Raw genomic sequence first — 16071 nt, 5'->3', positions numbered from 1 at the left:
TTTTTGAAAGCGTTTTTAAAATTGTTTTGATTAATTATAAAGAGTACTCAAATTGTATTTTGATAAATAGGATAATTCATTACATGGTAAAAACGGCCTGTCCTTGATTAAGGAATTCGTTCTCAATTAATTCTTCTGCAGGCTCTACTGCTTCAAATTCTTTAATCTTTTCATGAAAACCGCTACTGGCTTTGATGATAGCAATTCTGGCAGTGCGGACAAATTCAATTAAGCCATATGGTTCCAGAAAATGAATCAGTCGATCAGTCTCTTCCCTATGACCTGTTGTTTCAAAAATGGTATAGTCTTTTCTAATCACTACTGCTCTTGCACCATATTCACGAAGCAATCTTTCTACTTTTAGTTTTTCAGCTACTGCATCCGTTGGAACTTTGTAGAGTGCCATTTCCTGCCAGATGATTTCATCATTGGTATTAAAATAGGCTTTCAATACTTCAACTTGTTTCTCAATCTGGAAGCAGAGTTTTCGCACTACTTCTTCTGTTTCGTTTATAACAATTGTAAAACGATGAATGGATTCCACTTCAGAAGGAGAAACATTGAGGCTATCAATATTGATTTTTCTTCTGCTGAAAATAATCGCAATACGATTCAGCAGACCAACCTGATTTTCTGTATAAACCGTTATCGTAAATTCTTTTTTCATTGCCTGTTATTTTAATCGGATTTCTGAAACACTGCAACCCTGTGGCACCATTGGGAATACATTGTTTTCTTTTCCCACCATTACTTCCAGCAAATAAGAACCGTCTGATGCCAACATGGAAAACAAAGCAGATCTTAAATCATTTCTATCAGACACACTGGATCCGGCAATGCCATAGGCTTTGGCCAGCTGAACATAATCGGGGCTTTGTATGTCTACAAAAGAATAGCGTTTGTCGTTGAACAATTCCTGCCACTGACGAACCATGCCTAAGAATCGGTTGTTCAGGATCAGGATTTTTACATTCAGTCCTGTTTGCATAATGGTTCCGAGCTCCTGTAAGGTCATCTGAAATCCACCATCTCCAATAATGGCAACCACCGTTCTTTCCGGTGCGCCAAGTTTGGCGCCAATAGCGGCTGGCAAAGCAAAACCCATGGTACCCAATCCACCCGATGTAATATTACATTTAGAAGCATTGAATTTGGCATACCTGCAAGCAACCATCTGGTGTTGTCCCACATCGGTTACAATGATTGCCTCTCCACTGGTTAGTTCATTCAATTGCTGAATTACTTCACCCATGGTCATTTCACCTGACTTCGGAAATAATTCCGCATCCATCACGGCTGCTTTCTCTTCGGCAGTATACTGGTTAAATAAAGACAGCCATTCCTTGTGTTGCTTTGCTTCAACCATCTGGGTAAGCATTGGTAGTGTTTCCTTGCAATCCCCCCAAACCGGTACCGTTACTTTTACATTCTTATTTATCTCTGCAGGATCAATATCCAGATGAATAATTTGAGCCTGCTTGGCATACTTGTCTAACCTGCCAGTAACACGATCGTCAAAACGCATCCCTACGGCTATTAAAACATCACAGTCATTGGTTAATACATTGGGTCCGTAATTGCCGTGCATGCCCAACATCCCTACATTCTGCGGATGATCCGTTGGCAAAGCACTTAAACCCAGTATGGTCCAGGCTGCAGGCAAGCCTGCTTTTTCAATAAAGGCTTTGAATTCTTTTTCCGCCTTACCCAAAATAACGCCCTGCCCAAAAATCACAAAGGGCTTCTTCGCTTCATTAATCAGTTTTGCAGCTGCTTCTAAATATTCTTTTCTAACAATCGGCTTGGGACGATAACTGCGGATATGGTTACAACGCGTATATCCCTCGTAATTGAATTTCTGAATCTGTGCATTCTTACTAATATCAATTAATACCGGACCCGGCCTACCGGAGCGGGCAATGTAAAAGGCTTTTGCCAAAACATGCGGTATTTCTGTAGCATCGGTAATCTGGTAATTCCACTTGGTTACGGGTGTAGTAATATTCACTACATCTGTTTCCTGAAAAGCATCCGTACCCAACAAATGCGCAAACACCTGCCCTGTAATGCAAACCAGCGGCGTGCTGTCTATCATGGCATCTGCCAACCCGGTTACTAAGTTGGTAGCACCAGGTCCACTGGTAGCAAATACTACGCCTACTTTACCGCTGCTTCTTGCATATCCCTGACCGGCATGAATACCACCCTGTTCATGTCTTACCAATATATGTTTCAGCTTGTCGTGGTAATCGTACAAGGCATCATAGATGGGCATGATAGCACCACCAGGATAACCGAAAATGGTATCTACCCCTTCAACAATACAGGCTTCCAAAACTGCTTGTGATCCGGACAATTCACGAACAGGCTTTGTTTCAACAGCTAGTGTTTCTTTTTCAATAGTTGGGTTCAGTGTAGTACTCATAAAAATATTTTAAGCTTCATCGGTTACACAACCCTGAGAAGCGTCTTTAACAGATTTGGCGTATTTAAACAATAGACCTTTGGTGGCTTTCAAAGCAGGTTTACTCCATTTTTTTCTCCGCGCTTCAATAATATCTTCTGCTACTTTCAGTGTCATTTTTTTGGTGGCAACATTCAATTCAATGATATCGTCGTCTTCTACCAATCCAATTAATCCGCCATTCACCGCTTCCGGTGTAATATGCCCCACTACAAACCCATGCGTACCGCCACTGAATCGGCCATCGGTAATTAAGGCAACTGACTTCCCTAATCCGGCCCCAATAATGGCAGAAGTAGGTTTCAGCATTTCAGGCATACCGGGAGCTCCCACCGGACCTACATTTTTAATGACAACCACATCACCCGGTTGAATTTTTCCGCTATTGATTCCTTCAATCAACGCATGTTCGCCATCAAATACCCTGGCAGGACCTTCAAACAATTCTCCTTCCTTGCCACTGATTTTGGCTACGCTTCCACCGGTTGCGAGATTGCCATATAGAATCTGTAAATGCCCGGTAGCTTTTACGGGTGATTCTATTGGAAGTATAATTTTCTGTTGATCAAAATCCAGATCCGGAACTGAAACCAGATTCTCTGCCAATGTTTTACCAGTGACCGTTAAGCAGTCCCCATGCAAGAATCCTTTCTGCAATAAATATTTCATTACAGCAGGTACACCGCCATACTGATGTAAATCCTGCATTAAATATTTTCCGCTCGGTTTAAAATCTGCCAACACAGGAACCCGGTCGGATAGGGTTTGAAAATCATCCTGTGTTAATGCAACTCCCACACTCTTTGCCATGGCAATCATATGCAATACGGCATTGGTACTTCCGCCCAGCGCCATGATAATCGTAATGGCATTTTCAAATGCTTTACGGGTCATGATATCTGAAGGAAGAATATTTTTTTCCATTAATACTTTAATGGCTTTACCTGCTGCCAAACATTCGTCTTTCTTCTCAGCACTCAAAGCCGGATTGGACGAAGAGAAGGGCAAACTCATGCCCAATGCTTCAATGGCAGATGCCATGGTATTGGCCGTGTACATACCACCACAAGCTCCGGCTCCGGGACATGCATGCTTGATGATTCCTTTGAAATCATTTTCATCCAATTGTCCTGCCAGTTTTTGCCCCAAGGCTTCAAAGGCGGAAACAATATTTAAATCCTGTCCCTTATAATGACCTGGCGCAATGGTTCCACCATACACCATAATCGCAGGCCGGTTTAAACGTCCCATGGCAATTAAGGCACCAGGCATATTTTTATCACAACCAGGAATGGCGATGAGTGAATCATAATACTGCGCACCACAAACCGCTTCTATGGAATCAGCAATCACATCCCTGCTCACCAAAGAATAGCGCATTCCATCGGTACCATTGCTCATTCCATCACTTACCCCGATGGTATTAAAGATCAATCCTACTAAATCATTTTCCCAAACACCCTGCTTTACCAGCTTAGCCAGATCATTCAAATGCATATTACAAGTGTTGCCATCATAACCCATACTCACTACTCCCACTTGTGCTTTCTGCAAATCTTCATCGGTTAAACCAATCCCATAAAACATGGCCTGCGCAGCGGGCTGCGTAGGATCCTGGGTAATGGTTTTACTGTATTTGTTCAATTCCATTGTATCGTTTTAAAAACTAATTAGTCAAAGGTTTAACCACCAGTTGCTTGTAAGCCTGCTGTACCTGAAAGCTTTTGGTTTCCGAAAAAGGTTTGGGAAAAATATATTCGTCCAGCGATTGCCATCCAATAACCTCAGCCGCAGTGCCACAGAAAAAAGCAGCATCGGCAGCTTTAATATCCTGCATTGTATACGTCCCTTCTCTTACTTCAATACCCAATTGAGCACAGATTTCTAAAACAGTAGCCCTGGTTATACCAGCCAGAATATGTCCGGGTTGGGGCGTGAACAAGACACCGTCTTTTTCAAAAAACAAATTGGCTCCCGGACCTTCTGCCAAATGATCATTCATATCCAGCAAAAAAGCTTCATCGTAACCTTTGTCTTTTGCTTCCTGACTGGCTAAAATGGAATTCACATAATGCCCGGCTGCTTTTGCATGAATCTTAAAAGCTTTTGGATTGGGGCGCTGAAAAGAAGAAGTCATCATGCGCAATAATTTATCCCCTAAAAAAGGGGCCATTTCCCAGGCTTCAATAAAAACAAAGGATTCGGTATTGCGTGCAAAACTCATATTGGCAGGCGCATACACAACAGGACGTATATAGGCATCTCCCAGATTGTTTTGTTTCAATACTTCGTAGGTAGCATCAATTAAGGTTTGCGTGTCAAAATCATAAGGAAGATTAATGGCTTCCGCAGAAATCTTCAAACGTTCAAAATGTTCAACTGCCTTAAAGATTGCAGTAGAACCGTCCGTTGTTTTGTAGGAGCGAATTCCCTCAAAAACAGAATAGCCGTAATGAAGCGACTGGCTGTATAAATCCATCTTCGCTTCCGCTGCTTTTACAAATTCGCCATTATGATAAATAATGGTATTCGATTGGTAATAATTCATTTCAATAGATTTAAACAAAAAAGCCCCGCTGATGAGGCGAGGCTTTATATTAAGTTATTCAATACTTAGTTAAGTCCACCTCCTTGCAGAGCGGTAATAATAATAATGACAATAGCAATCGTGTTATAGATTGTATTGGTTTTTGTTATTATCGTATTTCCTTTATTCTGCATGGAGCATTTACTATTCTTCCGAAGGTAAGTCTATGCAAGAATAAAAACAAAGAACTTTCTAAATTTTTTTTATTTAGATTATGGTCGACGCATTCAAAGCAGCATTATTTCCTTGTTGGGTCTCATGCTTTTTATGAATAAAGTCTGTGAGTAAATCCCCAATGGCTTCTGTTCCGTAATTGTTAATTGGATCAATATCGCGGGTAACAAAAGCATGGGTCAAAGTCCAGTCAACCGCTTCTCTTACTGCGTTTGCTTCCGCAGCCAATCCAAAATGATCCAGCATCATGGCAGCAGAAAGAACAGAACCAATGGGATTGGCAATGTCTTTACCAGCAGCCTGCGGATAAGAACCATGAATAGGTTCAAACATGGCAGCGGTTTTACCAATAGAAGCAGAAGGAAGTAAACCCAATGAACCACTCAGCACACTGGCTTCATCGCTGATGATATCGCCAAACATGTTTTCCGTAAGAATTACATCAAACTGGGCAGGATTCACAATAATCTGCATGGCAGCATTGTCTACAAACATATAATCCACTGCAACTTCAGGAAACTGCATGGCCATAGCCTGCACAATACGGCGCCACAAGCGGGAAGTCTCCAACACATTGGCTTTGTCAATCAGGGTCAATTTTTTTCTACGTTGCTGGGCATACTGAAATGCCATTTTAGCAACGCGCACAACTTCCAGTTCATGATAAGCACACTCATCTGTAGCATAGGTCTTATCTTCTGTTACTGTTCTTTTACCAAAATAAATTCCGCCGGTGAGCTCTCTGAAAATGACACAATCTACTCCTTCCAGCTGCTTTGCTTTTAAGGGAGACAGATGATGCAAAGAACGATAGGTAGTAATGGGTCGGATATTGGCAAACAGCCCCAGTTCCTTCCGCAGTTGTAATAAACCTTGTTCAGGCCTTACTTTGGCAGAGGGGTCATTGTCAAACTTTGGATGTCCTATTGCACCAAACAATATAGCGTCACTTTCTTTACAAACCGCCAGTGTTTCATCAGGCAAAGCTGATCCGGTTGCATCAATGGATACTGCACCCATTAATGCATGCGTATAACTGAACTGATGTCCAAACTCTTCTGCAATGGCATTAAGCACTTTAATTGACTGTGCGGTAACTTCAGGTCCAATTCCATCGCCATTAATGACGGCTATTTTCTTTTCCATATTATGCTTTTGCTGATTCAAATTGTTCAATCGCAGATTTACGACTGATGAGAAAATCTATATCATCGTACCCGTTTAGTAAACAGGTTTTCTTGTAAGGGTTCAATTCAAAAGATTCCTGCTCTCCGGTTTTCTCAATGGTAATGGTTTGTGCTGTTACATCAATATGCAATGCATCGGCAGGCGAAAGCGAAAAAGTTTTCTGCAGAAAAGACTCAGAAACAATAACAGGTAAAACCCCATTGTTCAAGGCATTGTTCTTAAATATATCCGCAAAAAAACTGGAGACAACGGCTTTGAATCCATAATCTAAAAGTGCCCAGGCAGCATGTTCTCTGGAAGATCCGCAACCAAAATTTTTACCAGCCACCAATATGGTTCCGCTGAACTGCGGTTGATTCAAAACAAAATCAGCTTTGGGTCTTGTTTCATCATCATTTTCATATCGCCAGTCGCGAAAAAGATTTTTCCCAAATCCATCGCGGGTAGTGGCTTTTAAAAAACGGGCAGGAATAATCTGATCCGTATCCACATTCTCTGCGGGCAGAGGAACAAATGAACTATGTATTTCTTTTAATGCTTGCATGATTGCGCTAACTGTTTATTGCCATTATTTAATCAATTCTCTTACATCTGTTACTACTCCGGTTATGGCTGCAGCGGCAGCGGTTAAAGGACTTGCCAGTAAGGTTCTGGCACCAGCGCCCTGTCTTCCCTCAAAATTTCTATTAGAAGTACTAATACAATATTCACCCGCGGGCACTTTGTCTTCATTCATTCCCAGGCATGCACTACAGCCAGCCTGACGAATCTGAAAACCCGCTTCGGTAAATATTTTATCCAACCCCTCTGCATGCACTTGTTTGGCAACCTGCTGCGATCCGGGTACAATCATCACTTTAACAGAATCATGTTTTTTTCTTCCTTTCACCAGATTTGCAACCAAACGCAGGTCCTCAATTCTTGAATTGGTACAGCTTCCAATAAAAACATGTTGTACAGGCATACCTAATAAGGACGCGCCACTTTGTAAATCCATGTAACGAAGTGCCTGTTCCATATTCTTTCTCTCTCCTTCATTAGCAATGCTTTCTAACACTGGCATATGAGCCTGAACAGGAATACCCAATCCAGGATTGGTTCCATAAGTAATCATGGGCTCAATTGCACTGGCATCAATATGCAATTCGGCATCAAAGACGGCATCTGCATCGGAGTACAATTGCTTCCATTCGGAAATTTTTTGCTCCCATGCATTTCCCTTAGGTGCGTATACTCTTCCTTTTAGATAATCAAATGTCACTTGGTCTGGTGCAATCATTCCACCTCTTGCGCCCATTTCAATACTCATATTGCAAATGGTCATTCTGGCTTCCATGGAAAGCGAACGAATGGTACTTCCTGCGTACTCAACAAAATAACCCGTAGCACCACTTGCAGAAATTTTGGCAATGATGTAAAGAATAATATCCTTGGAAACCACACCTGGCTGCAAAGCACCTTCAATATTGATGCGCATGGTTTTAGGTTGGGTCTGCAGTACGCATTGTGAAGCAAAAACCATTTCTACTTCGCTGGTTCCAATCCCAAAAGCAATGGTTCCAAAAGCCCCATGGGTGCTGGTATGGCTGTCCCCACAAACAATCGTCATGCCCGGTTGGGTAATCCCCAATTCCGGTCCAATCACGTGTACAATCCCCTGGTAAGGATGTCCCAATCCATATAACGCTACTCCATGTTTTTCACAGTTCTCAATCAACTGATCTACCTGCATCTTACTCAACTGATCCTTGATAGGCAAATGCTGATTTAATGTAGGCACATTATGGTCAGCCGTTGCAATGGTTTGCTTGGGTCTGAACAAAGAAAGGCCTCGCTTTTCAATTCCTTTAAATGCCTGTGGGCTAGTTACTTCGTGAATAAAATGCCTGTCAATATACAAAACAGAAGGACCGTCTTCTATTTTCTCCACTACGTGTGCATCCCAGATTTTATTGAATAATGTTTTACCCATAATATTTCATTAAGCAATTGCTCTCTGTTTTTTATATTGATTAGCTAAAAGATGTAAATCGGATTCTTCCACTTCTTTCTTGCTATCAGCAACCAGCAAGAAATCTTCGTACAAAACATCTATATCGTCTCTGTTAAAATCATATCCCAGTTTCTGTAAGCGGTGAGCCAATGCACTTCTGCCGCTTCTGGCAGTTAAAACAATTTTACTTCCCTCTGCACCTACCAGTTCCGGATTAATGATTTCATAGGTTTCTGCAGACTTTAAGAAGCCATCCTGATGAATGCCGGAAGAATGAGAAAACGCATTGGAACCTACAATGGCTTTATTGGGCTGAACCGGCATGCGCATTACTTCAGAAACTTCTCTGCTCAAAGGATTAAGCAATTGGGTTTTGATATTGGTGTATAAATCCAGTTGCTTGTGCTGAGCAATAATCATGACTACTTCTTCCAAAGAAGTATTGCCGGCACGCTCACCCAAACCATTGATGGTACATTCAATTTGTCTGGCACCATTAATGACACCACTAATAGAGTTGGCTGTAGCCAAACCCAAATCGTTGTGACAGTGACAGGAAATAATGGCTTTGTCTATATTGGATACATTGTTTTTCAGGAAAGCAATTTTCTCGCCGTACTGATGGGGCAGGCAATAACCGGTGGTGTCCGGAATATTCACTACAGAAGCACCTGCTGCAATCACCGCTTCAATTACCCTTGCCAGGTATTCATTCTCTGTTCTGCCTGCATCTTCTGCATAGAATTCTATATCATCTGTAAAATTGCGGGCCCACTTAACACATTGAACAGCTCTGGCAAGTATCTCTTCTCTGGTAGAATTGAACTTTGCTTTGATGTGAAAATCGGAAGTACCAATACCCGTGTGTATTCTGGGGCGAACCGCATACTTCAGGGCCTGTGCAGCCACTTCAATATCTTTTTGTACTGCTCTGGTTAAACCGCATACGGTAGCGTGCTTAATGGTTCTTGCAATTTGAGAGACAGACTCAAAGTCTCCGGGACTGGACACAGGAAATCCAGCTTCAATAATGTCTACGCCCAATTCTTCCAATTGCACGGCCAGTGACAGTTTCTCTTTTGTGTTGAGTTTACAGCCAGGCACTTGTTCTCCATCACGAAGGGTAGTATCAAAAATGTGAATCTTATCGGCCATTGTCTTGGTTTTTATAGATAAAAAGACAGGCGCGTATCCATTGCTATTGATTGCCTTAAATAACAACAGTACGGCCTGTCGTATTCGAATTTAGATTGCCTTATCTTTAGTGTGGAAACAAAATAGCACTGGTTTTACAATGCGTAACCGCAGTTGAAAACCATGAAACCCAATACAGTATTGAATTCTAGCTTAATATTTTTACGATGCCCAACCGGAATACAGACCCGCTTCACCAATTGATTCATTCCCTGGAAAGGGCAGAGAAGCGCAATTTTAAATTGTATATCACCCGGAATTCTGCATCAGGTAACTTAAAAGTGGTTCAGTTATTTGATGCGCTCGATAAAATGAGTCATTACGATGAAGCACAACTCCTGAAAAAAAATCCGGCTTTTCAAAAACAACAGCTGTCTAATTTAAAAGCCCATTTATACCAGGAAATACTAGCGAGCGTTCGTTTGTTACAACAAAACGAGAATATTGATTTGCAGTTGAACGAACAGCTCGACTTTGCCAGAATACTCTACAACAAAGGCTTAAATATCCAGAGTTTAAAAGTACTGGACAGAGTAAAAGAACTGGCTAAAGCCAATAACCAGGTTACTTATATTCAACAAGTTTTGTTTCTGGAGAAAAAAATTGAAGCCCTCTATATTACCCGAAGTATGCAGGACCGGGCGGCAAAACTTTGCAAGGAGTCGGACGAGACCAATCTGCGGTTGAGCAATATCAGTACCCTTTCGAATTTATCCTTACTCTTATACGAATGGTATATACGGCACGGACATGCCCGAAACGAATCGGACAAAAAAGCCCTGGCTGTTTATTTTAATCACCCGCTGTTGCACGAAAATGAACAGGAGAAAGGGTTCTATGAAAAATTATATGCTTACCAATGTTATTGCTGGTATGCATTTATTACACAGGACTTTCTGATGTATTATCGCTATTGCAGCAAATGGACGGAACTGTTTAAGGCAGAGCCTAAAATGATGGAAATTGAAACAGCCCACTACATAAAAGGTATGCACAATTTGCTGGGGGCACATTTTGATTTAAGAAATTACCGGAAATTCAATGAGACCATAAAAGAACTAGAAGCATTCATGGAAATGCCTTTTGTACAAAACAATATGAACCATACGGTACAATGTTTTACCTATCTGTATACCGCAAAGCTGAACAGGCATTTCATGGAAGGCAGTTTTACCAGGGGATTACAACTGATACCAGAGATAGAGGAAAAACTGGAGGCATACGAAGATTATCTGGACCGGCACAGAACCCTGGTATTCTATTATAAGATTGCTTCCTTGTATTTCGGAAGCGGTGATCCTGCCAGTAGTATTGACTACTTAAATAAAATCATCAATCTTAAAGTAGACCTTAGAAGCGACTTGCAATGTTATGCCCGATTGCTGCACCTGATTGCGCATTACGAGTTGGGCAATAATGATTACCTGAAGTACCTGTTGAAATCGGTATATCGATTCATGGGTAAAATGCAACACCTGAGTGCCGCAGAAGAAGCCATTTTTAAATTCTTAAAACAAAGTTTTCATAGTCTCCCCAATGAGACCAAACCCTTGTTTGAGCAATTACTGGCTACATTAAAAGATATGGCAGACGACAAAATGGAGACTAGGGCATTTATGTACCTGGATGTAATCTCCTGGCTGGAAAGTAAGATTCAGCGGAAGCCGGTACAGACCATTATCCGTCAAAAATTTCTGTCGGCCAAGAAAAGACTTAGTGACGCATGATTGCCTGCGTAATAGGGAAACTCATATGCATGGCGCAACCTGCAGTGGGAGCCGTATGAATACTGATGGTTCCGTTAAACAATTCAACACGGCTGGTAATATTGTACAAACCAATTCCCTTCTTCTGAACAGAGGCGTCGAAGCCTACTCCATTGTCGTAAATAGACAAGTAAATGCTGTTTTGGTTTCTCCCCAATTCTACTTTTAAGGTACTGGCCTGTGCATGTTTCAAAACATTGTTTACCTGTTCCTGCACAATACGGAATAGACTCAGTTTAAAATCGTAATGAATATCGTCTTCAAAAAAAGTATCGAATAAAAACTCAATCTTCATTTCCTTAACTGCCTGCACATCTTCCAGTACACTTTCAATGGCTTTTACCAAACCAAAGTCTTTAATCAACGGGGTTACCAAACCCTTGGATAATCTTCTGATTTCTTCAATGGCATGCAAAATATAATCGGCAGATTGTCTTAATTGTTCTGAACCAGGCACCTGCTTTTTTTCAGCAGAAGCAATGTACATCATGGCAACGGTGAGTTGCTGGTTAACATTGTCGTGCAGTTCTCTGCTGATATCGTGCCGCTCGGTTTCCTGGGTATTGATAACTGCTTCTGCAATTTCTTTTTGTTTGATCAGTCTTTCCTCTTCCAGTTTTTTCTCCAGCAATAATTTGGCAGTTACGTTCTGTGCAATGGCCATCACCGCATCTTTACCATTGTATTGAAGACGGTGCGAGTAAACATTCATGAAAATGCGTTCACCGGTTTTGGTCATATGCTCCCAGGTACCTCCGGAATCCATATCAAGCGCACTAGCAATATGCTCAATAAACTGTTTTAGTTTGGCATAATGCTCAGGGGATCTTAAATCCCAAAGCGTCAATTGTAAAAACTCTTCCCTGCTATAACCATATTCCTTCACTGCCATATCGTTCACTTCCAGAATGTGCTGGGTTTGCAGATCCCAGATAAAAATGGCCATGGGATTATAATAGAATAAACTACGATAGCGCTTTTCTGAAAGCAGAATTTTTTCTGCACTTTCCTTTCGCTCTGTTATATCCTGCATGGCACCAATCATTCTAATTGGCCGATCGTTCTCATAAAGAATATAGCCCCGATCTAATACGTAGGCATAGGAACCATCTGCTTTTAAAAAACGATACTCTTCTTTCCAGTAAGGACTACCTGTTTTAGAGTATGCATCGGTAATACTGGTCTGCACTCTTTCTCTGTCTTCCGGATGAATTTTTTGTACCCAATCGGCAGCATCCACATATACATCTACCAAATCATAGCCGAAGGTTTTCTTGAAATTATCTCCCACCCATAATACCGACTGATTATCCAAATTCATTTCCCAAACCGCATCGCTTGTGGCTTGCACTACAATATTGTATCGCTCATTGCTAACGCGCATATTTTCAAGATTGCGCTTACGTTCAATACTATACTGAATAGATTTGGAAAGTAGTTTCTCGTCAAACTCACCTTTCACCAGATAATCCTGCGCTCCGGCTGCCATGGTTTCCAAAGCGGTTTCCATATCAGACAAACCTGTTAATACAATAATTGGAATGGCTGGAGCCACTTGATTAATATGCAAGAAGGAATCAATACCAACACTATCAGGCAAGGAAAGGTCGAGTAATATTAAACCGGGTTTTTCTTTTTTCAACCAGGCATCTGCTTCAGCATTGCTGCTGGCACGCATGATCTGATGAATGGGCAATCGGGTTTTCCACAATAAGCCCTCTAAAACAACCTGATCAGCGGGGTTATCTTCTACCACTAAAATGCGCAACAAGGCGTTAGGCTCAGGCATAGATTCTTTCTATGGCGTCTTTGAATTTCTCGTTCACCACTTTTCTTTTCAGGCTCAACTTGGGTGTCATTTCGCCTGTGTCTACCGTCCATTCGTTGGGCAGCAGTTCAAACTTTTTAATTTGTTCTACGTGGTTAAAGAACTTATTGAAACTCTCTACCAGTTCACGATAGAGCTCCAGCACTTTCGGATGATGAATTACATCTTCATTGGTAGTGAAAGGAATCTCCTTCTCTCTCATCCACTCTTTTAAGGTAGCAAAGGAAGGGACAATTAAAGCACCCACAAACTTACGCTCAGAGCCAACTACCATCACCTGTTCTACAAAAGGACTCTCTTTTAATTTATTCTCAATTGGCTGAGGAGCTACATATTTTCCTCCGCTGGTTTTAAACAACTCTTTCTTACGATCGGTAATCTTCAGGAATTTATCTTCATCCCAAACGCCAATATCACCCGTTAACAGCCAACCATCCAACATGGTTTCAGCCGTTAAATCCGGACGTTTATAATAACCTTTCATAACACAAGGGCCGGTTACCATAATTTCCCCATCTTCTGCCAGTTTCACCTGAATGCCTTCAATAGCAGGGCCCACCGTTCCAAACTTGGTACCGCCTTTTTCCTGACGGTTCACGCAAATTACCGGACTGTTTTCAGTTGGGCCATAGCCCTCATATATCGGAACTCCTGCTGCATTAAAAATGCGCAACAGCTTTACCTGACAGGCAGCTCCACCGGTAATGATGAAAGAGATATTGCCTCCCAGGGCTTCACGCCATTTGGAGAAAATTAATTTATTGGCAATGGCCAGCTGAATATTGTACCAGAGACCACCACTGATTCTGTTATCGTATTTCTCAGCAAGGTCAACTGCCCAGAAGAACAGTTTTCTTTTGGTACCCGTTAACTCATTGCCCTTGGCCATGATTTTTTCAAATACTTTTTCCAGCAAACGAGGTACCGTAGTGAAACCGTTTGGTTTAATTTCTTTCAGGTTGTCTCCAATGGTTTCCAGGCTTTCCGCATAATAAATACTAATGCCACTGTACAAATAAATATAGGTACAGGTTTTTTCAAAAATATGATTCAACGGAAGAAAGCTCAGCACTTTAGATTCCGGTGCATCATGGAAAGGAAAACTCTTTTTGCTGAATTGCACATTGGTATAAATATTCGAGTGCGACAACATTACGCCCTTAGGTGTTCCGGTGGTACCGGAAGTATAAATAATGGTAGCCAGATGCTCAACAGGCACGGTTGCTTTAACGCTTTCAACATCCGCCAACAAAGCTGGTGTGGCCAATTCTGTTACTTCGGACCAATGTTGTGCTCCTGCTATGGTGTCAAAAGTATAGACTCCACGAATGGAAGAAACTTTATCCAAAATGCTATTGACTTTGGCCAGCAATTCTTCGTTGCTGACAAAAATATATTTAACGGCAGCATCATTTAAAATGAAAGCCAGTTCGTTGGGATTGGTGGTTGGATAAACTGGAACCAGGATAGCGCCAATTTGTTGCACAGCCAAGTCGGTAAAAACCCATTCAGGACGATTGTTACTAATGATGGCAATTTTATCGCTGCCTTCCGGTGTAAATCCATTGGCATGCACGCCCAGGGAAAGCAATCCAGCACTAAAGCGGTTTACGGTTTCGGCTACTTCCTGTGTACTATAGGATTTCCATTGTCCATTTATTTTAGCCGACAACATGTCCTGCTTTGGAAAATGTTCAAGCTGGTAATTAACGGCATCAAAAAGTCGCTTAATAGTCATAACGCAATCGTTTAAAGTGAATTCACTTTATTTGAACGGTCAAATTAGGCAAATAACCACAAAAAAAAAGCCAGTTTGCACTGGCTTAACAACTTAAAGGGATATACTTAATTTAAATAATATTGACCGCCCGGCTGTCGGTACACCCGGCTCCGCTGAAACTCCTTGAATTTATTGGCTTCATCCGCATGGGTTTCCTGCCATTTTTGATAGGCATCTGCATCGTAAACAGCTCCGAATAACCATTGATTGTAGGCTTCAAAAATGTCTTCCCGAATCATATGTTGCCAATGTTGAAACAACTGATACGGAAAAGCAGTAGCATTCTCAGTCATCCACTCGGTAAGCAATCGGGTTCTTATACTGCCAATATGATCAATGGTTAAGCCATCTGCTACCATGGGTCTTGTTTTTTCGTAAATGGCCAGTTGCTTTTGCTCAAAAGCTGAATATTTGGGAACCAGGTGATAAGGCGTTTTCACAATAGGACGCAATACATTTCGGTAGGCATCCCAAAGGGCTTTTTTCACGTCTTCTGTTCGGGTGGAATAGCTTTCGAGGTTTACAAAAAGTTCCCCATGAATCAAGACCCGGATCCAGTTCATTTCCTTGTAATAGTATTTAGCCGCGTGATAGTAATTACCACTGTAAGAAGGGGCCAGTTCAATTCCTTTTTCCCAGGCAGCAATGGCTTCTTCCTTTTTATTCTCTTGCATTAAACTCTCTCCGTACTCACTGTAAATAACGCCTCCGTCAGGAAATTTTTTCAGGGCGCGTTTGTATATTTTGTTTGCTGCTGCATAATCCGCGATGGATTTATAAGACATGCCCAGTATCTGAAAACTTTGCTGATCGGCATTGGGATGTTCAATAGCAATTTTCCCGGCATCAATGGCCTGTGCAAATTCTCTTTGCAGGAAATAGCAGAAAGAAATATTCTTCAGGACTTCCAGGTTTTGCGGCTCCTGTGCTTTTGCTTTTTCCAGTGCCACCATGGCATTGGTAAAATCTCCCTGTTGCATCAGCGCCATGGCAGATTCCTGCAATTGCTTAACAGTGGGGGTTTGCGCAGATAGCTGCAAGGCCAACAAAAATCCACAGCATCCTAAAAATATTTTTTTCATATTCATGCTATATTG

At 41.6% G+C, this 16071-nt stretch carries 12 protein-coding genes; 1 reads left to right on the top strand and 11 read right to left on the bottom strand.

Annotated features, from left to right (window positions below; genetic code table 11):
• Positions 1-79: 79 nt before the first annotated feature.
• The 8 genes from ilvN to P767_RS17035 form a co-directional block, all read right to left on the bottom strand.
• On the bottom strand, positions 80-667 hold the full coding sequence (ilvN, locus tag P767_RS0112705; RefSeq protein ID WP_026764821.1) for an acetolactate synthase small subunit: 588 nt from the start codon (positions 665-667) through the stop codon (positions 80-82).
• 6 nt (positions 668-673) lie between these two features.
• The gene (gene ilvB, locus P767_RS0112700) at positions 674-2425 is read right to left on the bottom strand and encodes a biosynthetic-type acetolactate synthase large subunit (protein WP_037351827.1); all 1752 of its coding nucleotides are present in this window, start codon (positions 2423-2425) and stop codon (positions 674-676) included.
• A 9-nt stretch (positions 2426-2434) separates the two neighbouring features.
• On the bottom strand, positions 2435-4114 hold the full coding sequence (gene ilvD / locus P767_RS0112695) for a dihydroxy-acid dehydratase (protein WP_026750383.1): 1680 nt from the start codon (positions 4112-4114) through the stop codon (positions 2435-2437).
• A 16-nt stretch (positions 4115-4130) separates the two neighbouring features.
• Positions 4131-5012: a branched-chain-amino-acid transaminase gene (gene ilvE / locus P767_RS0112690; RefSeq protein WP_026764819.1), complete on the bottom strand. Its 882-nt coding sequence runs from the start codon at positions 5010-5012 to the stop codon at positions 4131-4133.
• A gap of 246 nt (positions 5013-5258) precedes the next feature.
• Positions 5259-6371: a 3-isopropylmalate dehydrogenase gene (gene leuB, locus P767_RS0112685; RefSeq protein ID WP_026764818.1), complete on the bottom strand. Its 1113-nt coding sequence runs from the start codon at positions 6369-6371 to the stop codon at positions 5259-5261.
• A gap of 1 nt (position 6372) precedes the next feature.
• On the bottom strand, positions 6373-6957 hold the full coding sequence (gene leuD / locus P767_RS0112680; protein WP_026764817.1) for a 3-isopropylmalate dehydratase small subunit: 585 nt from the start codon (positions 6955-6957) through the stop codon (positions 6373-6375).
• 24 nt (positions 6958-6981) lie between these two features.
• Entirely contained in the window at positions 6982-8385 is a 1404-nt protein-coding gene (leuC, locus tag P767_RS0112675) for a 3-isopropylmalate dehydratase large subunit (protein ID WP_026764816.1), read from the bottom strand.
• Positions 8386-8394: 9 nt separating this feature from the next.
• Positions 8395-9561 carry a 2-isopropylmalate synthase gene (locus P767_RS17035; protein ID WP_051417346.1) on the bottom strand — a complete coding sequence of 389 codons (1167 nt, stop codon included), beginning with the start codon at positions 9559-9561 and terminating at the stop codon, positions 8395-8397.
• A gap of 206 nt (positions 9562-9767) precedes the next feature.
• Between P767_RS17035 and P767_RS0112665 the strand changes: the two genes are divergently transcribed.
• Complete coding sequence (locus P767_RS0112665) at positions 9768-11327, top strand: hypothetical protein (protein WP_026764815.1); 1560 nt, start codon at positions 9768-9770, stop codon at positions 11325-11327.
• Here P767_RS0112665 and P767_RS0112660 read toward each other — a convergent pair.
• The 3 genes from P767_RS0112660 to P767_RS0112650 form a co-directional block, all read right to left on the bottom strand.
• Positions 11314-13155: a PAS domain S-box protein gene (locus P767_RS0112660; protein ID WP_026764814.1), complete on the bottom strand. Its 1842-nt coding sequence runs from the start codon at positions 13153-13155 to the stop codon at positions 11314-11316. The two genes, P767_RS0112665 and P767_RS0112660, sit on opposite strands and share 14 nt — an antisense overlap.
• Positions 13148-14932 (bottom strand): AMP-dependent synthetase/ligase, encoded by a 1785-nt coding sequence (locus P767_RS0112655; RefSeq protein ID WP_026764813.1) that lies wholly within the window; start codon positions 14930-14932, stop codon positions 13148-13150. Before P767_RS0112655 ends, P767_RS0112660 begins: the two co-directional genes overlap by 8 nt.
• 107 nt (positions 14933-15039) lie before the next feature.
• Positions 15040-16056, bottom strand: a complete 1017-nt coding sequence (locus P767_RS0112650) for a tetratricopeptide repeat protein (protein ID WP_172637548.1) — start codon at positions 16054-16056, stop codon at positions 15040-15042.
• Positions 16057-16071: the final 15 nt, after the last annotated feature.

Source organism: Sediminibacterium salmoneum NBRC 103935, assembly GCF_000511175.1.
In the GTDB taxonomy this organism is placed as follows: Bacteria; Bacteroidota; Bacteroidia; order Chitinophagales; family Chitinophagaceae; genus Sediminibacterium; species Sediminibacterium salmoneum.
This window is presented reverse-complemented; position numbering and strand designations above follow the sequence as displayed.

What these genes read in the sequence shown, in the direction of transcription:
- ilvN (WP_026764821.1), bottom strand. Translation starts at nt 667, where the DNA reads ATGAAAAAAGAATTTACGATAACGGTTTATACAGAAAATCAGGTTGGT.
- ilvB (WP_037351827.1), bottom strand. Translation starts at nt 2,425, where the DNA reads ATGAGTACTACACTGAACCCAACTATTGAAAAAGAAACACTAGCTGTT.
- ilvD (WP_026750383.1), bottom strand. Translation starts at nt 4,114, where the DNA reads ATGGAATTGAACAAATACAGTAAAACCATTACCCAGGATCCTACGCAG.
- ilvE (WP_026764819.1), bottom strand. Translation starts at nt 5,012, where the DNA reads ATGAATTATTACCAATCGAATACCATTATTTATCATAATGGCGAATTT.
- leuB (WP_026764818.1), bottom strand. Translation starts at nt 6,371, where the DNA reads ATGGAAAAGAAAATAGCCGTCATTAATGGCGATGGAATTGGACCTGAA.
- leuD (WP_026764817.1), bottom strand. Translation starts at nt 6,957, where the DNA reads ATGCAAGCATTAAAAGAAATACATAGTTCATTTGTTCCTCTGCCCGCA.
- leuC (WP_026764816.1), bottom strand. Translation starts at nt 8,385, where the DNA reads ATGGGTAAAACATTATTCAATAAAATCTGGGATGCACACGTAGTGGAG.
- P767_RS17035 (WP_051417346.1), bottom strand. Translation starts at nt 9,561, where the DNA reads ATGGCCGATAAGATTCACATTTTTGATACTACCCTTCGTGATGGAGAA.
- P767_RS0112665 (WP_026764815.1), top strand. Translation starts at nt 9,768, where the DNA reads ATGCCCAACCGGAATACAGACCCGCTTCACCAATTGATTCATTCCCTG.
- P767_RS0112660 (WP_026764814.1), bottom strand. Translation starts at nt 13,155, where the DNA reads ATGCCTGAGCCTAACGCCTTGTTGCGCATTTTAGTGGTAGAAGATAAC.
- P767_RS0112655 (WP_026764813.1), bottom strand. Translation starts at nt 14,932, where the DNA reads ATGACTATTAAGCGACTTTTTGATGCCGTTAATTACCAGCTTGAACAT.
- P767_RS0112650 (WP_172637548.1), bottom strand. Translation starts at nt 16,056, where the DNA reads ATGAAAAAAATATTTTTAGGATGCTGTGGATTTTTGTTGGCCTTGCAG.